Annotated in this window: 18 protein-coding genes and 1 tRNA gene; 9 read left to right on the top strand and 10 right to left on the bottom strand. The window is 70.3% G+C overall.

The genetic code is table 11. The features are described from left to right. Nucleotides 1-53: 53 nt before the first annotated feature. Nucleotides 54-1,442, bottom strand: a complete 1,389-nt coding sequence (locus V6S67_RS02850) for an AI-2E family transporter (protein ID WP_334208800.1) — start codon at nt 1,440-1,442, stop codon at nt 54-56. Then, nucleotides 1,439-3,169, bottom strand: coding sequence for a long-chain-fatty-acid--CoA ligase (locus tag V6S67_RS02845; protein WP_334208799.1), 1,731 nt, complete (start codon nt 3,167-3,169; stop codon nt 1,439-1,441). Before V6S67_RS02845 ends, V6S67_RS02850 begins: the two co-directional genes overlap by 4 nt. Before the next feature lie 271 nt (nt 3,170-3,440). On the opposite strand from V6S67_RS02845, the gene V6S67_RS02840 reads away from it, so the two are divergent. Together V6S67_RS02840 and V6S67_RS02835 are read left to right on the top strand one after the other, a co-directional pair. Continuing rightward, nucleotides 3,441-4,571, top strand: coding sequence for a VIT1/CCC1 transporter family protein (locus V6S67_RS02840; RefSeq protein ID WP_334208798.1), 1,131 nt, complete (start codon nt 3,441-3,443; stop codon nt 4,569-4,571). 74 nt (nt 4,572-4,645) lie between these two features. Continuing rightward, a complete protein-coding gene (locus V6S67_RS02835) occupies nt 4,646-5,569 on the top strand; it encodes a S1C family serine protease (RefSeq protein ID WP_442884683.1) in 924 nt (307 codons plus the stop codon). A gap of 37 nt (nt 5,570-5,606) precedes the next feature. On the opposite strand, the gene V6S67_RS02830 is transcribed toward V6S67_RS02835, so the two are convergent. From V6S67_RS02830 to pcrA, 7 genes are all read right to left on the bottom strand, one after another. Further along, nucleotides 5,607-6,074 (bottom strand): SRPBCC family protein, encoded by a 468-nt coding sequence (locus tag V6S67_RS02830; RefSeq protein WP_334208796.1) that lies wholly within the window; start codon nt 6,072-6,074, stop codon nt 5,607-5,609. Nucleotides 6,075-6,150: 76 nt separating this feature from the next. After that, entirely contained in the window at nt 6,151-7,206 is a 1,056-nt protein-coding gene (locus V6S67_RS02825) for a zinc-dependent alcohol dehydrogenase family protein (RefSeq protein WP_334208795.1), read from the bottom strand. Nucleotides 7,207-7,280: 74 nt separating this feature from the next. Further along, nucleotides 7,281-8,702, bottom strand: a complete 1,422-nt coding sequence (locus tag V6S67_RS02820) for a sugar porter family MFS transporter (protein ID WP_334208794.1) — start codon at nt 8,700-8,702, stop codon at nt 7,281-7,283. A 247-nt stretch (nt 8,703-8,949) separates the two neighbouring features. Continuing rightward, on the bottom strand, nt 8,950-9,852 hold the full coding sequence (sucD, locus tag V6S67_RS02815) for a succinate--CoA ligase subunit alpha (RefSeq protein WP_334208793.1): 903 nt from the start codon (nt 9,850-9,852) through the stop codon (nt 8,950-8,952). Nucleotides 9,853-9,862: 10 nt separating this feature from the next. Beyond that, nucleotides 9,863-11,029, bottom strand: coding sequence for an ADP-forming succinate--CoA ligase subunit beta (gene sucC / locus V6S67_RS02810; protein ID WP_334208792.1), 1,167 nt, complete (start codon nt 11,027-11,029; stop codon nt 9,863-9,865). A 147-nt stretch (nt 11,030-11,176) separates the two neighbouring features. Then, complete coding sequence (locus V6S67_RS02805; protein ID WP_334208791.1) at nt 11,177-11,872, bottom strand: hypothetical protein; 696 nt, start codon at nt 11,870-11,872, stop codon at nt 11,177-11,179. Nucleotides 11,873-11,903: 31 nt separating this feature from the next. Beyond that, entirely contained in the window at nt 11,904-14,369 is a 2,466-nt protein-coding gene (gene pcrA, locus V6S67_RS02800) for a DNA helicase PcrA (protein ID WP_334208790.1), read from the bottom strand. Nucleotides 14,370-14,447: 78 nt separating this feature from the next. On the opposite strand from pcrA, the gene V6S67_RS02795 reads away from it, so the two are divergent. The 7 genes from V6S67_RS02795 to V6S67_RS02765 all read left to right on the top strand — a co-directional run bounded on the left by V6S67_RS02795 (nt 14,448) and on the right by V6S67_RS02765 (nt 18,875). Next, nucleotides 14,448-15,086: a hypothetical protein gene (locus V6S67_RS02795; protein WP_334208789.1), complete on the top strand. Its 639-nt coding sequence runs from the start codon at nt 14,448-14,450 to the stop codon at nt 15,084-15,086. Nucleotides 15,087-15,118: 32 nt separating this feature from the next. Next, a tRNA-Arg gene (locus V6S67_RS02790) sits at nt 15,119-15,192 on the top strand. A gap of 74 nt (nt 15,193-15,266) precedes the next feature. Further along, nucleotides 15,267-16,040, top strand: coding sequence for a hypothetical protein (locus tag V6S67_RS02785; protein ID WP_334208788.1), 774 nt, complete (start codon nt 15,267-15,269; stop codon nt 16,038-16,040). Then, a complete protein-coding gene (locus tag V6S67_RS02780) occupies nt 16,037-17,545 on the top strand; it encodes a PGAP1-like alpha/beta domain-containing protein (RefSeq protein ID WP_334208787.1) in 1,509 nt (502 codons plus the stop codon). Before V6S67_RS02785 ends, V6S67_RS02780 begins: the two co-directional genes overlap by 4 nt. Further along, nucleotides 17,545-17,955 (top strand): hypothetical protein, encoded by a 411-nt coding sequence (locus V6S67_RS02775; protein WP_334208786.1) that lies wholly within the window; start codon nt 17,545-17,547, stop codon nt 17,953-17,955. The genes V6S67_RS02780 and V6S67_RS02775 overlap by 1 nt, the downstream gene beginning before the upstream one ends. Before the next feature lie 91 nt (nt 17,956-18,046). Next, nucleotides 18,047-18,451: a hypothetical protein gene (locus tag V6S67_RS02770; RefSeq protein WP_334208785.1), complete on the top strand. Its 405-nt coding sequence runs from the start codon at nt 18,047-18,049 to the stop codon at nt 18,449-18,451. After that, nucleotides 18,444-18,875 carry an NUDIX hydrolase gene (locus V6S67_RS02765; RefSeq protein ID WP_334208784.1) on the top strand — a complete coding sequence of 144 codons (432 nt, stop codon included), beginning with the start codon at nt 18,444-18,446 and terminating at the stop codon, nt 18,873-18,875. The genes V6S67_RS02770 and V6S67_RS02765 overlap by 8 nt, the downstream gene beginning before the upstream one ends. Here the strand turns inward: V6S67_RS02765 and V6S67_RS02760 are convergent. Further along, nucleotides 18,872-20,779: an ABC transporter ATP-binding protein gene (locus V6S67_RS02760; protein WP_334208783.1), complete on the bottom strand. Its 1,908-nt coding sequence runs from the start codon at nt 20,777-20,779 to the stop codon at nt 18,872-18,874. The two genes, V6S67_RS02765 and V6S67_RS02760, sit on opposite strands and share 4 nt — an antisense overlap. Nucleotides 20,780-20,952 lie beyond the last annotated feature (173 nt).

Genomic DNA, 20,952 nt, shown 5'->3' with positions numbered 1-20,952 from the left:
GGCCGATGCCGGGAGCCCCTTCTGTCCATCCGTGCCCGAGGGCGTCCGGACCGTCAGCTTCCTGCCGGCGAGGATCCTCCGTGACGTCCCGTGGTGCGGGACGGCCGGGCGGTGTCGGACGGGCGGGCGTCATCGAGGGCGCGTGAGCCCTCGAACCGGTCGGTGCCGTCGGGGTCGTCGCCGTCGTCGTGCCCTTCGACCCTGCGCTCCTGCGTCCCGGGCCTCTCGTGTGCCTCCTCGACGGCGATCGCCGCCTCCGCCTTCTTCTGGGCGTGCTCCTCCTTCGGAGTGGAGCTGAGGCCGTGGCCCGTCTCGTCGAGGGCCGTCAGCGTCTCGGCCTCCGCGACCTCCCGCTCCGTGATCTCGTCGTCCTTCTCCTGGTTCCAGGCCTTGATGGCGGCCCAGCCGACTGCGGCGACGGGCACGGAGAGGATCGCACCGATGATCCCGGCCAGGATGGTGCCGGCGGTCAGGGCGAGCAGGATGACGAGGGCGTGCACCTGCAGCGTGCGGCCCATGACCACGGGCTGCAGGAAGTTGCCCTCGAGCTGGTTCACCACGATGACCACGACGATGACCATGAGGGCCACGAACGGACCGTTGGCCACGAGGGCGATCAGGGCCGCGAGCACACCGGCGAGGGTCGCGCCGACCAGCGGGATGAAGGCACCGATGAAAACGATCGCCGCGAGCGGGAGGGCGAGAGGGACACCGAGGATCACAAGTGCGATCCCGATGAACACGGAGTCGACGAGTGCGACGATCGCCGTGCCGCGCACGTAGCCGCCGAGCACGGCCATGCTGCTGTAGCCGACGCGGCGGGCCTTGACCAGGCGCTTGCCCTTGAAGGCGCGCAGCATGAAGGCCCAGATCTTCTCGCCGTCCTTGAGGAAGAAGAACAGGATGACCACCATGAGCAGGGCCCCGGCGATGAAGTTGCCGGCCGCGCTGAGGCCCGAGATGGCACCGGCACCGGCGGTGCTGCTCGTGGCGAAATCGACGGCCGCGTCTCGCGCCTGCTGGATCTGCGCGTCGTCGATCGGGATGGGACCGTTCTGCGCGAAGGCGTAGAGCTGGTCGAAGCCCTCGGTCGCACTGGAGACGAGCTCGCCGGCCTGTCCCATCACGGCGAACACGATGCCCGTGATGAGCCCGCCGAACACCAGCAGGAGCAGCAGGAAGGACACGCCGGTGGCGAGGGACGGACCCCAGCCCTTCCGCCGCAGCCAGTTGACGAACGGCCCGATCGCGGCGGCCAGGATGAGCGCGAGCAGCATCGGGATCACCACGAGCCGCACCTGGATCAGCGCGTACACCGCCACCACGGCCAGCACCAGGATCATCAGGACCTGCACCGAGCGGATGCTGGCGTGACCGAGGCTGTCACGCCACGGGCCCTTCGGGGCGGATGTACCCGCCCGCATGTCTACGGGTTGAGTCATCGACTGTCACCTTCTCCTTCGGCACGAGGGCCATCGTTGAGTATCTGTGTGCGCACCTCGCGGCGCAGGACCTTGCCGATCAGCGATCGGGGGAGGTCCTCCGCCTGCACGATGGTGCGCGGGACCTTGTAGGCGGCGAGCAGGCCGCGGCAGTGCGAGCGCAGGGCCTCCTCGTCGAGGCGTGCGCCGGGTGCGAGGACGACGACGGCCGCCACGTCCTCGCCGCCGCCGGCGCGTGGGAGGCCGACGACGGCCGCATCGGCGACGTCCGCGTGCGCCTTCAGGGCGTCCTCCACCTCGGAGGGCGCCACGTTGAAGCCGCCCGTGATGATGAGCTCCTTGATGCGGTCCACGATCGTGAGGAAGCCGTCCCCGTCGATGCTGACGATGTCGCCGGTGCGGAACCAGCCGCCGTCGAGCAGGGCCGCGCGGGTCTCGTCGGGGCGCCGCCAGTAGCCCTGGAACACCTGGGGTCCGCGGACGAGCAGTTCCCCCGCCTCCCCCGGTGCCCGGGCACGGGCAGGGTCCTCGGGGTCGACGATCCGGACGTCGGTGCCGGGGAAGGGCACCCCGACGGTCCCGGGGCGCCGTGTGGGGCCGATCGGGTTGCCCGCGGCGACGGGCGAGGTCTCGGTCAGGCCATAGCCCTCGATGAGGTAGCCGCCCGTGGCCGCCTCCCAGGTCTTCACGGTGGACTGCGGCAGGTTCATGGCGCCGGAGATCGCGAAGCGGATGCTGCGCAGGTCGACCCCGCGCTCGGCAGCTCCGGCCGCGAGCCGCTCGTAGATGGGCGGGACGGCGGGCAGGAAGGTGGGCGGGCTCTTCCTCGCGGCGTCGAGGACCAGGTCGACGTCGAACCTGGGGAACAGCACGAGCTTCGCCCCGATGCTCATGGCGAAGGTCAGGCAGAGGGTCAGGCCGTAGGCATGGAACATGGGCAGCACGGCGTAGACCGTCTCCCGTCCGGCCTCGAGGCCGGGCACCCAGGCCCGGCCCTGCGCCGCGTTGGCGAGCAGGTTCCGGTGCGTGAGGACCGCGCCCTTGGGCACGCCGGTGGTGCCGCTGGTGTACTGGAGCACCGCGGTGTCCTCCGCCGCGGGGCGCGGATGCCTGGGCGACAGCGGACCGTGACGCAGCAGGTCCCGCCACCGTACGAGCTTCCGCAGGCCGGTGAGCTTCTCCGTCGTCGTGAGCGCGTTCCTCGCCTCCCGGGCCCGGCGCACGGGCAGGGCCAGGGCGAGGCGGCGCGAGGCGGGCATGGCGCTGACGAGGTCGACCGACACCACGGTGGTGACGGCGATGTCCGCGGGCAGGCGCTGGATGCGGGGCACCACGCGGTCCCAGACGATCGCCACGGTGGCCCCGTGGTCCTCGAACTGGTGCCGCAGCTCGCGGTCGGTGTACAGGGGGTTGTGCTCGACGACGATCGCGCCGAGCCGCAGGACGGCGTAGAACGCGATGATGTGCTGCGGGCAGTTCGGCAGCACGAGGGCCACGCGGTCACCCGGGCCCACCCCGAGGGAGGCGAGGCCCGCGGCGGCCCGGGCCACGGCTTCCCCCAACTCCCGGTATGTGGTCGGGGCGCCGAAGAATTCGAGGGCCGGTGCCGTCCGGTACTCCCGCACCGAGGCGTCGAGCAGGTCCGGGAGGGTGCCGTCGGGTACGTCGAAGACGCGCGGCACGTCCGGTGCGTAGCGTGCGACCCACGGTCGGGCTGCCAAATCCATAAGCCTGCTTTCTGTTATCCGTTCGAGGATATCGCGGGTGGCCGGGCCACGGTACCCGCACTCCGTCCATCCTCGCCTGCCCGGGCCGGGGCGCGTGGTCGGGTAGACTGGTGGGTCGAAGGGGAGTAGCTCCACGTCGTCAGGACGTGCGGCCTGTCGACATACTGGCACCGATGGTGCCCGGCAATCCACCGGTCCACCCGGCGAGCGAGACCTTCGGCCGAACCGACGCACCTGCGTCCACCGGCCGGAGCCCCCGCTTCGGTGCCGGATGCGCAGGCGCACGACACCCACCGGAGCACCCGTGACACCCCCCGAACAGTCCCCCTCCCGCGACGACATCCGCCGGTGGCGCCAGTACCTCGCCGACGAGCGTGCGGAGGCCGCCACCTACCGGGACCTCGCCCGACGCCGGACCGGCGAGGAGCGGGAGATCCTCCTCGGCCTCGCCGACGCCGAACGCCGCCACGAGGCGCACTGGCTGGCCCTTCTCGGCGACGACGTCGGACGCCCCCAGCGCCCCTCCTTCCGCAACCGGCTCCTCGGCCTGCTCGCGCGGCGCTTCGGGTCCGTCTTCATCCTGGCCCTCGCGCAGCGCGCCGAAGGCCGCTCCCCCTACGGGACGGATCCCTCCGCAACGAGCGCCATGGTGGCCGACGAGCAGATCCACGAGGAGGTGGTGCGGGGCCTCGCCACCCGTGGCCGCAACCGGCTCTCCGGCAACTTCAGGGCCGCCGTCTTCGGGGCGAACGACGGCCTCGTCAGCAATCTCGCGCTCGTCATGGGTATCGGTGCCACAGGCGTCTCCACCTCGTTCATCCTGTTCAGCGGCCTGGCCGGGCTGCTCGCGGGCGCCCTGTCCATGGGCGCCGGCGAGTACGTCTCGGTCCGCTCGCAGCGCGAGCTGCTCTCGGCGACACGCCCCACGCAGATCACCCTCACCGCGGCCAAGGAACTGGACATCGACGCCAACGAGCTGGTGCTCGTCTACCGGGCGCGCGGCATGACGCCGGCGGCGGCGGAGCACCGGGCGGCGGAGCGGCTCGGCCTGTACAGCTGTGACTGCGATCCGAGCTTCTCCCTGCAGCCCGAGGAGGACGAGGACGTCGACCAGCACGAGGCGGTCGGGACCGGCCTCGGCGCCGCCGCCTCCAGCTTCTGCTTCTTCGCCTCGGGCGCCATCATCCCGGTGCTGCCGTATCTCGTCGGCCTCGGCGGCCTGACCGCCGTCGTCGTGGCCTGCGTACTCGTGGGGCTGGCCCTGATGGCCACCGGCGCCGTGGTCGCCCTGCTCTCCGGCGCGTCACCGCTGCGCCTCGCGCTGCGGCAGCTCGCCATCGGACTCGGTGCCGCCGGCGTGACCTACCTGCTCGGCCTGCTCTTCGGCACCTCGGTGGCCTGACCAGGAAGCTTCCGCGTGCGCCCTGCGCGAACGTGTCTCCCCCCGGCCACCCGTGCGGTGCTGCAATGGTCCCTATGGACGAGCAGGAGGCTCTCGACGCGTACTCGGCGGCGGTCGTACGGATCGCCGAGTCCACCCTGCCGTCGGTGGCGGCGGTGTCGGTGCAGACCGCGCGCGGCACCGGGGCAGGCAGTGCGTCGGTCATCTCGACCAGCGGGCACCTGCTGACGAGCGCCCACGTGGTCGCCGGCGCACAGCGCACCGAGGTCGCGTTCGGCGACGGATCCGTCCTCCGGGCGCGCGTCGTGGGCAGCGATCCGCTGTCGGACCTCGCCGTCCTCGAGGCCGACGGCAGCACCCCGCCGCCCGTGCCCTGGAGGGACGCCGCGAAGCTGCGCGTCGGACAGCTCGTGGTCGCGCTCGGCAACCCGCTGGGCATGGCAGGCAGCGTCACCGCGGGGATCGTGTCCGCGCTCGGCCGGTCGCTGCCCACACTCTCCGGGCGCGTGGTGGACGAGGTCATCCAGACCGACGCGAGCCTGAACCCGGGCAACAGCGGAGGCGTGCTCGCCGACAGTGCCGGGCGCATGGTCGGCGTCAACACCGCCGTCGCCGGCATCGGACTCGGCCTGGCCGTACCGATCAATGCGACCACCCGGGAGATCATCGACGCGCTCATCACCCGTGGCCGGGTCCGGCGCGCATGGCTGGGGGTGGTCGGGGCCCAGATCGGCCTCAGCCCCGAACTCGCGGCCCGCGTGGGATCGCGCACCGGGATGCAGGTGGCCTCCGTCGTCGCGGGCAGCCCTGCCGCAGGCGCCGGGGCACGCGCCGGCGATATCGTCATCTCCCTGGATCATCTCCCCGTCCGCAGCGCGACGGGGATCCAGCGGCTGATGGTCGAGACGGCGATCGGACGCCGGATGGAGATGACGGTCTGGCGCAATGGGGCCCTAGTGGACATCGTCGTCCAGCCCGAGGAACTGCGCGTCCCCTGAGGGCGGCGATCCCCCCAGGGGTGCCGGTCAGGTACAGCTAGGCGGCGTCGCGCTGCTGCAGGACGTGGTCCTCGAGCTTGCCGAGTGTCGCCTCGATGCTCGCGGGGTGCCTGCGGGTGAAGCCGGTCAGCCGGAAGACGAACCTCCACGGCACGGCGCGGCCGTCCCATTCCTCCCGCACCAGGGTCGCGTCGCCGTGGGGTTCGAGCGTGTAGCGCCAGACGTGGGCCGAGAAGTGCCGCCAGGCGATGCGGCGGCCCTCCTCGAACTCGACCACCCGGTTCAGGATCCTGTAGGGCGCGCCCATCCTCATGTCCATCCCGAATCTCGCGCCCAGCGACAGTCGCGCCGGACCGCCGGGCTGCTCGCCGCGCACGGTCCCGGACCCGTCGATCACGCTGTGGAGGGCCGGGGTCGCGAGGACCTCGAAGATCTGTCCGGCGGGCGCATGGATGATCCGTTCGCGCGCGATGAGGTAGGGGTCCGTGCCGGGCGTCGTCGTCATGTGCCCATTCTGCCCGGTCGTCGCACCCGGGTCCGACGACCGGGCCCTTCCGTGCGGGAGGGCCCGGCCCAGCGGGTCAGGGCTTGAGCAGCACCTTGATGGCCCGGCGCTCGTCCATGGCCCGGTACGCCTCGGCGGCGTCCTCGAGGGGCATCTCGACGTCGAACACGCGCCCGGGGTTGATCGTCCCGTCGAGGACGTCCTTCAGCAGTTCGGGGATGTAGGTGTGGGCGGGAGCCATGCCGCCGCCCACCGTGATGTTCTTCGCGAACAGGACGCCGATGGGCAGTTCCGGTCCGCCTGCCGGCACACCCACGAAGCCGAGGTGGCCGCCGGGCCGCGTGCTGCGCAGCGCCTGGTCCATGGACTCCTTGGTGCCCACGCACTCGAGCACCGAGTCGGCGAGCACTCCCCCGAGCAGGTCACGCACCTTCGCCACGCCCTCGTCGCCACGCTCGGCCACGATGTCGGTCGCCCCGAACTCACGGGCGAGCGCCTGGCGGTCCTCGTGGCGTGACATCGCGATGATGCGTGCAGCGCCGAGGCGCTTGGCCGCGAGGACGCCGCAGAGGCCCACGGCCCCGTCACCGACCACCACCACGGTGCTGCCCGGGCCCACGTTCGCCGACACGGCGGCGTGATGTCCGGTGGACATGACGTCGGAGAGGGTCAGGAGGCTGGCCGTCAGGGCGGCGTCGGGCTCCGAGACACCCTCGACCTTGCGCAGCGTGCCGTCGGCCTGCGGGACGCGCACGGCTTCGCCCTGGCCGCCCTGCAGGAAGTCGCCGTGCTCGTCGGTGCTGCCCCAGCCGGCGAGATGGTCGCACGCGACCGTCACGCCGTTGAGGCACTGCGGGCACTTCCCGCAGCTGTCCACGAAGGGCGCGATCACGAAGTCGCCGACCGCGAGGTCCGCCACGTCGTCGCCGACGGACTCCACCACACCGACGAACTCGTGGCCGATCGCCTTGGGCTCCTTGGTGGGCCGGACCCCCCGGTAGGGCCAGAGGTCCGAGCCGCAGACACACGAGGCCGTCACGCGGACGACGGCGTCGGTGGGACGGATGATGGTCGGGTAGTCGCGGTCCTCGACGCGGATATCGCCCGGTCCGTGGATGATGGTGGCGCGCATGTGATCTCCTGGAAGTTGCCTGACGCAAGTAAAGGTTCCCCTGCCGCCACTGTACAAGCAGCGCGGCGGCGGCCCTACCGCCGGGGTGTCCCCGTGGCGGACTTGAACTCCTGCTCGAGTTCCTCGAGGCTCCGCCCGCGGGTTTCGGGGATGTAGCGGCGGGCGAAGACGATCGCCGCGATCCCGAGGACCACGAACACGAAGAACGTGCTCGAGATCCCGATGGCCTCCATGAGGATCGGGAAGCTGAGGCTCACGGCGAAGTTGACCATCCACAGGACGAACACGGCGGCGCCCATGCCGAGGCCGCGCAGGCGCATGGGGAAGATCTCCGACAGCATCAGCCAGGTCACGGGCGAGATGGCGCCCTGCTGGAAGGCGAGGAACGTCACCGTCAGGGACAGGACGAGGAAGCCCCGCACCGTGCCTTCGGGGACCAGCAGCGAGACGATCCCGATGGTGAGCAGGGCCGACGTCGTCCCCATCTGGCCCACCAGCAGCATGGGCCGGCGCCCCACCTTGCCCAGCAACCAGATCCCCACGAAGGTGGCACCCACCGAGATGACCCCGTTCGCGATGTTCGCCGTCAGCGCCGCCTGCGTCCCGAAGCCCGCGACGACGAGGATCTGCGTGCCGTAGTACATGATCGAGTTCACGCCGGTGATCTGCTGGATGACGGCGAGGCCGAGGCCCACCACCACGATCCGGCGGAGCCACGGCACGCGCAGGTCGCGGAAGCCCGCCTCGTCGCGTTCGCGGTCCTCGATGGCCATCGACCTGACCTCCTCGTACTCCTGCCGTGCCACGGCCGGGGGACGGAGCCGCTGCAGCACGCCCAGGGCGCCACCGAAGGCGCCCTGACCGGCCAGCCAGCGGGGACTCTCCGGCACGAAGTGCATCCCGATCCACAGGCCGATGGCCGGGAGGGTCGCCAGGACGAGCATCCAGCGCCAGATGCCGTGGCTGTCACCGAACACGTTCCCGAGGAAGGCACTGGTACTGAAGGCGAGCAGCTGTCCGGTCACGATCATCAGTTCGTTGCGCGTCACCACCTGTCCGCGCCGTCCGGCGGGTGACAGCTCCGCGAGGAAGATCGGCACCATCACGGACGCGCCGCCCACGGCGAGCCCCAGGACGAGCCGCGACACCACCATGACGGTGACATCCGGGGCGAGGGCGGTGCCGAGGGTCCCGACCAGGAAGACGATCGCGAGCACGATGATCATCTTCTTCCGCCCGTAGGCATCGGCCAGCCTGCCGCCGGCGAGGGCCCCGAACGCCGCTCCGAACACCAGCGAGCTCGCCACGAGCCCCTCCGTGAAGGCCGTGAGCCGCAGGTCGTCCACCATGAACGGCAGGGCCCCGTTGATCACCCCGGTGTCGAAGCCGAAGAGCAGACCGCCCAGCGTGGCCACCCAGGTGGCGCGCCGCAGGTACCTGCGCTGCGTGGCGCCGTCGGCGCCTGCCGCCGTGCCGTGCCTCGTCGTACTGCTCATCGTCCGCTCATCTCCTGCTGCTCCTCCGACTCCGCCGCGCCGCCGCCGCCGCCCGTGCCATCATCCGGCGCCACTGTTCCGCTTCGAGCGGCGCACTCCTCACGCTACGTCCCCCGCGGGCACTCTCGCGGGGCGGCGGCGGCCCGACGCGGGTTGACACGGCAGGACCATCCGCGCCTGCAGGGTCCCCGCAAACAGAACAGCCTCCCCCGCGCGAGCGGAGGAGGCTGTTGCCGAGGAACCAGGATCAGAGCGTGGCGTAGACCTCGCGGAGCAGCGTCGCGGTCTCGGACGGCGTCTTGCCGACCTTGACGCCCGCGGCCTCGAGGGCCTCCTTCTTGGCCTGTGCGGTCCCGGCGGATCCGGAGACGATGGCACCGGCGTGGCCCATGGTCTTCCCCTCGGGGGCCGTGAAGCCCGCCACGTAGCCGACGACCGGCTTGGTGACGTTCGCCTTGATGAACTCGGCGGCACGCTCTTCGGCGTCTCCGCCGATCTCGCCGATCATCACGATGGCCTTGGTCTCGGGGTCCGCTTCGAACGCCGCGAGGGCGTCGATGTGGGTGGTGCCGATGACCGGGTCGCCGCCGATGCCGATCGCGGTGGAGAAACCGAGGTCGCGGAGCTCGTACATCATCTGGTACGTCAGGGTGCCGGACTTGGACACGAGGCCCACGCCGCCCTTGCCGGTGATGTTCGCCGGCGTGATGCCGACGAGCGCTTCACCGGGCGTGATGATGCCGGGGCAGTTCGGGCCGATGATGCGCGTGATCTGCTTCCCGTCGGCGTCGACCTTCGACTGGGCGAGGGCCCAGAAGGCGGCCGAGTCCTGCACGGGCACGCCTTCGGTGATGACGACGACGAGGCCGATGCCGGCCTCGATGGCCTCCACGACGGCGTCCTTGGTGAAGGCCGGCGGGACGAAGACGATCGACACGTCGGCGCCGGTCTCCTTGATGGCTTCCTCGACGGTGCCGTACACGGGCAGCGTGACGTCGCCGTGGGTGACGGTGGTGCCGGCCTTGCGGGCGTTGACGCCGCCGACCACCTGGGTGCCGGCCTTCAGCATGAGGGCGGTGTGCTTGGTGCCCTCACCGCCCGTGATGCCCTGGACGATGACCTTGGAGTCCTTGGTGAGGTAGATAGACATGGGGGTTCTCTTACTTTCCGTAGGCCAGCGCGGCAGCCTTGTCGGCGCCTTCGTCCATGGTGTCGGCGAGGGTGACCAGCGGGTGGTTCGCCTCGGCGAGGATGCGGCGGCCCTCTTCGACGTTGTTGCCGTCGAGGCGCACCACGAGGGGCTTGTTGGCCTCGTCGCCGAGGATCTCGAGTGCCTTCACGATCCCGTTGGCGACGGCGTCGCACGCGGTGATGCCGCCGAAGACGTTCACGAAGACGCTCTTGACCTGGCTGTCGCCGAGGATGACGTCGAGGCCGGCGGCCATGACCTCGGCGGACGCTCCACCGCCGATGTCGAGGAAGTTGGCGGGCAGCACGCCGCCGTGGGCCTCGCCGGCGTAGGCGACGACGTCGAGGGTGGACATGACCAGACCGGCGCCGTTGCCGATGATGCCCACCTGGCCGTCGAGCTTGACGTAGTTGAGGTCGTGCTCCTTGGCCTTGGCCTCGAGCGGATCGGCGGCGTCCTTGTCCTCGAGCGCGGCGTGCTCGGAGTGCCGGAAGCCGGCGTTCTCGTCGATGGTGACCTTGCCGTCGAGAGCGAGGATGTCGCCGCTTCCGGTCTTCACCAGCGGGTTGACCTCCACGAGCGTGGCGTCCTCCTTCACGAAGACGTCCCAGAGCTTGAGGATGGTGTTGATGACGCCACTGCGGAGTTCGGGGGCGAAGCCTGCGGCGTCGACGATCTCCTCGGCCTTGGCCTGGTCGATCCCGGTGCCGGGGTCGACGGCGATGCGCGCGAGCGCTTCGGGGCGTTCGACGGCGAGCTGTTCGATCTCCATGCCGCCCTCCACCGAGCACATGGCCAGGTAGTTGCGGTTGGAGCGGTCGAGCAGGACGGAGAAGTAGTACTCCTCGGCGATGTCCGCGCCCTGCGCGATCATGACCGTGTGGACCGTGTGTCCCTTGATGTCCATCCCGAGGATGTCCGAGGCGTAGGAGAAGGCCTCGTCGGGGGTCTTGGCCACCTTGACGCCGCCGGCCTTGCCGCGGCCGCCGACCTTGACCTGGGCCTTGACGACGACGACGCCGCCGATCTTCTCGGCCGCTGCTTTAGCTTCTTCCGGGGTGTGCGCCACGATACCGGCGAGCACGGGAACTCCGTGTGCCTCGAAAAGATCGCGCGCCTGATATTCGAACAGGTCCACTGAGTTGAAGTCCTTCTACGTCGAAGCAGGTGTACAAGAGGGAACTGTAGCCTCTCGGGCCCGAGGCCCTCCCCAGAGTACCGGTTTAGTGAGTAAGGCCACAGTTCTATCTTTTGTAGAAACCGGCCTGCCGTTCGTTGGGGATTTTCACCCGAATTCCGTCACCGTCGCGCGGTCGGCGACGAATCCCCTGCCGCTCGCGATGTTGCCGCAGATCATGCCGTCCCGGCCGAGACCGCAGCGGAATCCGCGTAGTTCCACGGCCTGTCCCCGCTCGAGGAGAGGGAGCTTCGCGAGGGGGCCGTCCTCTGCGGCGGTGCCGGCGGTGAACTCGGCCTCCATCGGGGTCAGGCCGATCCTGCAGCCCCCGTGGGCGAAGGAGTCGGCCGTCAGCATGAGGGTGCCGCCCTTGAAGCCGAGGTTCGTCCCGTTGCAGTCGTCGGTGACCTCGGCGGGCGCCGGGTAGGCCGCCAGTTCGCAGTAGGCGGCGTCGACCTCGAGCTCGTTGTCGTCCTTCTCCCCTCCGGCCATGAGCGGGTCCACGGGATTGGCGAAGACACGGCCCTGCTTGGTGCTGATGGCGCAGTAGGCGCTCCGGTCCGCCGCCAGCACGGCGATGGCGGGGGCGTCCTCGGGGAGGCCGAGGTCCTCGGGTGCCAGGACCTCCATCGCGGCGAGCTCCTCCGCCGGAGGGAGGTCCGCCGGAGCCGCCACCGGCCCCGCTGCAGGCAGTTGCACGCAGCCCGCCAGGAGCAGGGCGGCCGCGGCGGTCGCGCCGGCCCGGACGGCACGCCCTCGAATGACCCCGAGGCGGATGGTCCCGCGTGTACCGGTCTTCCCCATGATCGGACCCTCCCCCACTGCGGCCGGGGGCTCAGGCCACCTTGGTGAGCGGCGCGTAGCGCAGCAGCAGCCGCTTCTCCCCGACGTCGAACCGGACCTTGGCGACCGTCTTGTCGCCGGCGCCCTCGACGGACAGTACCGTGCCGTTGCCGAAACTCGCGTGATTGACCTTGTCCCCGGCCGTGACCGAGACGACTTCCTTCTGGGGCTGCACACGCCCCACCGCCTTGGACGGTGAGGTGGTACCGCCGTCGAAGCCCCCGCCGCTCGCGCCCCAGTAGGAGCCGCTGAACCGCGGACCACTGATACTGCCGCCCGTGGTCCACGCGGGCTTCGCGGCGCCCTCGCGCTTCCACAGGATGAGCTCCTCCGGGATCTCGCTGACGAACTGGCTCTCGGGGTTGTACTGGCTCTGCCCCCACATGCTGCGCACCTCGGAACGGGTGACGTAGAGGCGCTGCCGCGCGCGCGTCAGCCCCACGTAGGCCAGCCGCCGTTCCTCGGCGAGCTCCTTGGGGTCGGTGGCGGAGCGCTGGTGCGGGAAGATGCCCTGCTCCATGCCCGTCAGGAACACCACGGGGAACTCGAGGCCCTTGGCGGTGTGGAGGGTCATGAGCGTGACGACGCCCTGGCGCCGGGCCTCCTCGACCGCACGCTGCACGTCGGCGGCGGACCCCTCGGGGGCGTCGGGGATCTGGTCGGCGTCGGCCACGAGGGACACCTGCTCCAGGAAGTCCCCCAGTGTGCCCTCGGGGTTGTCGCGCTCGAACTCGCGGACGACGGCGACGAGCTCCGCGAGGTTCTCCACGCGGGACTCGTCCTGCGGGTCGTTGCTGGTCCGCAGCTGCTCGAGGTACCCGGTCTGCTCCAGCACCGCCTCGACGGCGGCGGACGCGCCGGAGCCGCTGGCCACCTCCGCGAGGTCGTCGATCAGCTTGACGAACCCGGCCACGGCGTTGACCGAGCGCGTGGCCATGCCCGGTGCCTCGTCCGCCCGGCGCAGGGCCTCCATGAAGCTGACCCGCTCGCGCTCGCTCAGGGCCGCGATGGCGTACTCGGCGCGGTCGCCGATCCCGCGCTTGGGTTCGTTGAGGATGCGGCGGAGATTCACGACGTCGTCCTGGTTCACGAGGACCCGCAGGTACGCCAGGGCGTCCTTGATCTCCTTGCGCTCGTAGAACCGCGTGCCGCCCACCACCTTGTAGGGCAGGCCGACGCGCAGCAGGATCTCCTCGATGGACCGTGACTGCGCGTTGGTGCGGTAGAAGATGGCGACGTCGCCGGGACGGATGCCGTCCTCGTCCTGCAGCCGGTCGATCTCCTCCGCGATGAAGCGGGCCTCCTCGTGCTCGTTCTCGCCGACGTACCCGATGATCTTCTCGCCGCTGCCCTCGGCGGTCCACAGCCGCTTCTCCGGCCGGTTCGGGTTGCGGGAGATCACGGCGTTGGCGGCGCTGAGGATGTTCTGGGTCGAGCGGTAGTTCTGCTCGAGCAGGATGGTGCGGGCACTCGGGTAGTCGTTCTCGAACTCGACGATGTTCCGGACGTCGGCGCCGCGGAAGGCGTAGATGGACTGGTCCGAATCGCCGACGACCGTGAGCTCGGCCGGGTCGTCGGAGGATTCGCCCGGGACGCCGACGATCTCCCGGACCAGGGCGTACTGGGCGTGGTTGGTGTCCTGGTACTCGTCGACGAGGACGTGCCGGAAGCGGCGCCGGTAGTAGTCGGCCACGCCGGGGAAGGCACGGAACATGAACACCGTCTGCGCGATCAGGTCGTCGAAGTCCATCGCGTTGGCCTGGCGCATGCGCTGCGCGTAGCCCGAGTAGACCTCGGCGACGGCCTGCTCGAAGGGATCGGAGGGGTCCACGTCGGAGGCGAAGGCCTCCTCGTCGATCAGCTCGTTCTTGAGCGCGGAGATCTTGTGCTGGATGGCCTTCGGGGCGAACTTCTTGGGGTCGAGGTCCAGTCCCTTGGCCACGAGCGTGATGAGGCGCAGCGTGTCGGCGGAGTCGTAGATGGAGAAGTTGGAGTTGAGGCCCACGGAAGCTGCCTCCCGGCGCAGGATCCGCACGCAGGAGGAGTGGAACGTCGAGATCCACATGCGCTTGGCAACGTCACCGATCAGCCCCTCGATGCGCTCGCGCATCTCGGCGGCGGCCTTGTTGGTGAACGTGATGGCGAGGATCTGCCCCGGGTGGGAGCGGCCGGTGGCGAGCAGGTACGCGATGCGATGGCTCAGCACGCGGGTCTTGCCGGAGCCGGCTCCCGCGACGATCAGCAGCGGCGACCCGCCGTGCTTGACTGCTTCCTCCTGCTGGGGGTTCAGCCCCACCAGGAGTTCCTGCGCGCGGTGCTCGTCGACGCCGACACGCGACGGCACGTGCTCGGTGGCGGGGTCCGCGGGCTCCGCCGTCCCCGCCATCGCCGCCTCGCGTGCTCGCTTCTTCTCGGCGGGCGTGGGCGGGGAGACGTAGGGATCGAAGAGCATGTCCATGGTGCATCAAGTCTAGGCCGTGCCCCCGACACTCGCCCTTCCGGGGACGGGTGGGGCACTTCCACCCATACTGGAGGAGTGGGAAAGACAAGGGCTCAGATAGCACGCAAGCACGCGACGGGCGCGACACCCGTCCCATCCCCCCTGCCTGCCGCGCCCGCGCGGAACAGGCAGGGCAACGGGACGCTCGTGATCGTCCCCGCCGCCATCGCGTCCCTGCTCCTCTTCTGGTACTTCCACCTGCTCACCCTCGGCCAGATGACGCAGCTCTCGGGCGGCCTCACCATGCCGGACATGATGATCGGCGGCTACGACACCGCGTACGTGCAGCGCCTGCACGGGGAGATGGACGACGACGCCCGCGGCCAGCTGAGCTACCTCCACCGCACGGCGGGCACGCTCTTCCCCCTGATCTTCGCGTTCGCCTGGCTCCTGCTGGTCCAGCTCAACGCGGGCCGCCGCCGGCTGCGCTGGCTCCTGTGGAGCCCGGTGATCCTGTTCGTCGTCGTCGACCTGTGGGAGAACATCGCGATCGACACCGCGCTGGCGCAGGCGGCCGCCGCTCCGGGTGCCGTGCTGCTCGCATCGACGCTGACGGTGCTGCGGTGGGTGCTGCTCGCCCTGAGCCTGCTGGCGGGCGCGGCGGCAGTCTTCCTGCCCGCGCATCTCCGGGGTGTCGGTGGGGCGGGGAAACCGCGCGGCGAGCGGGTAAGCTAGGACCGCCGGATCGGTGGATTCCACCGATCCCGGCCTCTGTAGCTCAGTAGGATAGAGCGTCCCTCTCCTAAAGGGAAGGTCGTCGGTTCGATTCCGGCCAGGGGCACAGGCACGCTCGAGGGGGAGGATGGGCAGGACTGCCCATCCTCCCCCTCGTCGCGTCCGGGTAGGTTGGACCGCATGGGGAATGACGGAGGGGCGCCGGCGCGGCTCGTGAGGATCTCGCCTTCGGCCTGGCAGGTGGCGCAGGCCCTGGGCGTGCGGGCCGGGAGCGGCGGCGGTGATGCGCCGGGTGATCGCCACGGCTCCGACAGCGCCGCCCGGCATGAGCTGTCCGTCGCAGGGATGGCCGCCGGGGACGGGCTGACGGACACCTGGAAGCAGGCCCTCGCCGTGGTGGCACAGCCGGACGTCGTCGTCCGCCTCACCGCGACCTACAACGGCATCTCCGGGCAGAGCACCCTCAGCATCGCCGGAGCGCGTATCGTCTGCGTGCACCGGCGCCGCGCGTTCGACTCGACGCTCGACGGCGGCATCCGGCTCACGGCCGAGGAACCGGCGGTCGAGGTCAACCTCTTCTCCACGGACGATTTCTGGGACGGCGTGCGGCGCGTCCTCCCGCCCCTCCCCCAGCTCCGCGCCGGCGCAGCGGACGCCACCTCGGTCCTCGGTGCGGGACCCGGGGTCGACGACGCGGAGGCGCGCGACGTCGCCCTGCACCACACCTCCCAGGTCACGGCCGAACTGGCCTCGACCGGCGGCGGGACGCCCACCGTCTGGGCGGGGATGTGGGCCCTGCACGATGATCAGCTGTACTCCATCAGGACCCGGCGCGTGGACGGACGACCGGTCACCGTCGTCGTCCCCGTGCAGGCCGGGCACATCGCCCGGGAACTCGGGTTCGCGCTCGTCGGATCACTTGCTGCAGCCGCGGCTCGAGGAGGTGCGGCATGACGGGCCTGATCGGCATGGACCCCGGGCAGGTCCGGGACCTCGCCCGCCTGCTCGACGTGTCCTCGCGCTCGCTCGACGACATGGCGTCCCTCGTCGGGACCGCGATCCGGGGAACGTCCTGGGGCGGGGCCGACGCCGAGCAGTTCCGCCACGCCTGGTTCGGTCGGCACGCACCGGTCCTGCGCCAGGTCGGGATCGCCCTCCACGAGACGTCGCGCACGGCCCTGGCCGACGCCGACCAGCAGGAGGACGCAAGCGCCCTGACCACCGCCGGAGCCGGCCGGTCCGGGATCCCTTCCGTCGACGAGGACCCGGGCAATCCATTCTCGGATCTGTGGGGCGACGCCGTCGACGGCGTGGACAGCGCGATCGACACGATCGGCGACGGCGTCACGCGGATCGGTGACTGGGCCGGGGACGGCCTCGACTGGGGCGTCGACCGGCTGACCGACACTGGCGAGTTCATCATCGCCGGTGGGATGGAGGTTCCGGAAGAGATCGCCGGCTCCCTGCCCGACGTCACCGAGGATCTGCTGCACTTCGGAGGGCTCTTCCTGGGGACCGAGCCACCCTCGGTCACGGAGGTCGTGGCCGGGGGCGCGCTTCTCGCGGGAAGCGCCGGAAACCTCGCCTACCGGGTCGGCACCGTCGGTAAGGCCGATCCGCACATCCTCGACGACGGCGAAGCGGAGGTCGGCGACGCGATCCCGCTTCCGGACGCTTCACGGGGAGTAGCGGTCGACGGGAAGGACGATGATTTCGCGCCGGTCGTGATGCCGAGCTCTCTGTCAGCTATCGCTAACAGCACTGTTAGAGCGTACGGCGACGCGGACGTCGACGGCGCAGAGAATGGCGCCGTGCGGATCACGACGGTGAACGGCCCTGACGGTCCCTCGTTCATCGTCTCGATCCCGGGTACGCAGACCTGGGCGCCGACCGGCGACATCCCCGCCGATCTGACGGGCAACCTCGAGGTCGCGTCCGGCCAGTCGTCGACGGCCTCCGAAGCGGTCCGTCTGGCGATGATGGAGGCAGGCATCCCGTCCGGTGCGCCCGTCCTGCTGTCCGGTCACTCGCAGGGCGGCATGATCGCCATGGAACTGGCCGGGGACCCGGCGTTCCGTGACCAGTTCGCCGTCACCAACGTCCTGACCTTCGGCTCGCCCGTCGACATCACCGCCGTACCCGGGGACATCGACATCGTCGCCTTCCAGCACGCCTCCGATGTGGTGCCCCGCCTCGACCTCGGCGGGCTGAGCGTGGACAAGACCTTTCATGAGAGACCGAACAATGCGGACGTCATCACCCTGCCCAATCCGGACGGGACCCCCTGGTACGACGCGATGGGCAACCACGATCCCGACAGATACGTCACGTCCATCTCGGCGGCGGAGTCGGCCGGTGGCCCCGCCGACTCCTACGGGGACCAGTCCTTCGGGCGGTTCCTCTCATCCGACCCGTCCGACGTCTCGGGCGTCGTCGTTCCTGTAAGGAGGAGTCATTGATGAAGCAGAGGCTGAAGCGCGGTCGGACAGCGATGGTGGTCGCACTGGCAATCCTGCTGCTCCCTGCCTGCTCCAACACGCCGGAGGCGGACACCGAGGCGTGGGCATCAGCACTCGAGGAGGTACCCGGGGTGATGACCGCGGACGTGGAGTTCGGCAGCTACGGTCCGGGGAATCACGCGGATGTCATTGTCAGGACCGACACCGACGACTCCGCGGAGCTCGAGAAGATCCTCCGCGAATCCGTCACCGCCTTCGTCGAGGTGACGGCCGACATGGACACGTTCGCCCTCGACTACTCGGTCCGGACCGCGGACGGAACACGCGCCCTCTACCCGGAGGCCATCGGGTGGAACACCAGCCCCATCACGTTCCTGCGCGAGGACGTCGCCGCCGCATCGGGCGACTGATGGCCCGCTTGCCCACCATCACGGTCACCGCCGTGCCCAGGGACATCGAGGTCGTCGCGGGCGTCGTCGTTCCCATCAGCCGAAGGAATTCATGATGCAGGGCACACAGCGCTTCCGGACCACCGCCGTTCTCGCACTGGCGCTGCTGCTCCCCGCGTGCTCCTCCGGAGCGAAGGCGGACCCCGAGGGATGGGCCGCGGCACTGGAGGAGGTACCGGGGGTCACGTCCGCAGAGGCGGACTTCGGCAAATACGGTGCCGGGTATCAGTCGGATGTAGTCGTCAGGACCGACACCAATGACTACGCCGAGCTCGAGAAGATCCTCCGCGAGTCCGTCACCGTCTTCGTCGACGTCACGGCCGACATGGACACGTTCTCCGTCCACTTCAAGGTCGGGAACGCGGACGGTACGGGTGTGCTCTACCCGGAGAGCATCGGGTGGAACAGCGGCACGATCGGGTTCCTGCGCGAGGACGTCGCCGAGGCCGATGGCTGACCTTCCGGTCATCACGGTCACCGCCCTGTGCCTGCTGGACGACCGCGGGCGCCTGCTCCTGGTGCGCAAGCGCGGGACGACGCTCTTCATGCAGCCGGGCGGCAAGCCGGAGCCGGATGAGACGCCGGCAGAGACCGGCGTGCGCGAGCTGGCCGAGGAGCTGGGTCTCGCGGCGAGGGTGCAGGACCTCACCCTGCTCGGCACCTGGGAAGGGCCGGCCGCCAACGAGTCCCACACCCATCTGGTGGCCACCGTCTTCCTGTGCCCGCTGACCGGCGAGCCGCATCCTGCGGCCGAGATCGAGGAGGTCGACTGGCTCGACCTCGGGGACGCGACGGCGCGCCGGGACCTCGCCCCGCTGCTGACCGACTTCGTGGTCCCCGCCCTCCTGACGATGCGGGAGGCGCGGGAGGGGCGGGCCTAGACCTCGCTCAGGGCCTCGGGTTCCTCGTCCACCGCCACGTTCTTCCGCACCGCGAACTGGGTACGGTGCAGTTCTTCGTAGCGGCCACCGAGGGCCAGCAGCTCGTCGTGCGAGCCGCGTTCCACGATCCGGCCGTCCTCGACCACGAGGATCATGTCCGCGCTGCGGATCGTGGACAGGCGGTGGGCGATGACCATGGCGGTGCGTCCCTCGAGTGCTTCGCTGAGTGCTGCCTGCACGGCCGCCTCCGACGTCGAGTCGAGCGCCGCCGTCGCCTCGTCGAGGATGACGACGCGCGGGTGGGCGAGCAGCAGCCGCGCGATGGTCATGCGCTGCCGCTCTCCGCCGGAGAGCCGGTAGCCGCGCTCACCGACCATCGTGTCCAGCTGGTCGGGCAGCGACCGGACGAGCGGTTCCAGCCGAGCCCGCCGGACGGCGTCCCACACCTCGTCCTCGGTGGCCTCCGGTCGTGCGAGCCGGAGATTGGCGAGGATCGTCTCGTGGAACAGGTGGCCGTCCTGCGTCACCATGCCGAGCGTCTCCCGCATCGACGCGAAGGTCACGTCGCGCACATCGGTCCCCGACAGCCGCACCGCACCGCTGTCGACGTCGTACAGGCGTGCCAGGAGCTGCGCGATGGTCGACTTGCCGGCACCCGAGGTGCCCACGAGGGCGACCGTCTGCCCGGCCTCGATCCGGAAGGACACCCCGTGCAGCACCTCCTCGCCGCCGCGCGTGTCGAGCGTGGAGACCTCCTCGAGGGACGCGAGCGAGACCTTGTCCGCGGACGGGTAGGCGAAGCGGACGTCGTCGAACTCCACCGCGACCGGGCCCGCGGGCACGGTGCCGGCGTCGGGCTTCTCCTGGATGAGGGGCTGGAGGTCGAGCACCTCGAAGACGCGCTCGAAGCTGACGATGGCGCTCATGATCTCCACGCGCGCGTTCGCGAGGCTCGTCAGGGGCGCGTAGAGGCGCGTGAGCAGCAGCGCGAGGGTGACCACCTCACCCGTGTCGAGCTGGCCGGCGAGCGCCAGGAAGCCGCCCAGCCCGTAGACCAGGGCCAGGGCCAGGGCGGAGACGAGCATGAGGGCCGTGAAGAACACGAACTGCAGCATCGCCGTCCGCACACCGATGTCCCGGACCCGCGCGGCGCGGACGCGGAACTCCTCGGACTCCTCGTCCGGCCGGCCGAAGAGCTTCACCAGGGTGGCTCCGGGGGCGGAGAAACGCTCGGTCATCTGCGTGCTCATGGCCGAGTTGTGGTCCGCCGCCTCGCGGCGCAGGGCGGCCAGGCGGCTGCCCATGCGGCGGGCGGGCACGAGGAAGACGGGCAGCATGACGACGGCGAGCACCGTGACCAGCCAGGACGTGCTCAGCATCACCGCGAGCGTGAGGATCAGGGCCACGAGATTGGTGACCACCCCGGAGAGCGTGCCGCTGAAGGCCTGCTGCGCGCCGATGACGTCGTTGTTGAGGCGGCTCACCAGGGCGCCGGTCCGGGTGCGGGTGAAGAAGGCGATCGGCATCTTCTGCACGTGGTTGAACACGGCGGTGCGGAGATCCAGGATCACGCCCTCGCCGATGCGCGCCGAGTACCAGCGCGTCACGAGGGACACCGCGGCGTCCGCCACCGCCACGAGTGCGATGACGACGGCGAGCCAGATGACCGTGCTCGTCTCGCCGTCGGCGACGATGACGTCGACCACCTGGCCGGCGAGCACCGGCGTCGCGACCGCGAGGAACGCGCCCACCACGGACAGCAGGATGAACAGCACGAGCTTCGACCGGTAGGGCACGGCGAACGTGAGGATCCGGCGGACCGATTCCCGGGAGAAGCCGTGCTTCGCGTCCTTCGCGGTCGAGATCCTGTACAGCGAGCTCCAGGCCGCGCCTTCCATGCTCATTGCGATTCCTTCCGGGGATGCCAGTCCCACCGTGGGATTGCCGGTGTCTGGACCCGTGGCGCAACACTTCGGAACAATAAGTGGATGCTCCGGTGTTGACGCCAGTAGTGTTCGACTCCGGTCCCGGCCGGGGCGGAGGTACGTAGGGTTCAAGCCGTTCCCGGCGTCTTCTA

The organism is Arthrobacter sp. Soc17.1.1.1, from assembly GCF_036867195.1.
Classification (GTDB): Bacteria; Actinomycetota; Actinomycetes; order Actinomycetales; family Micrococcaceae; genus Arthrobacter_D.
This window is presented reverse-complemented; position numbering and strand designations above follow the sequence as displayed.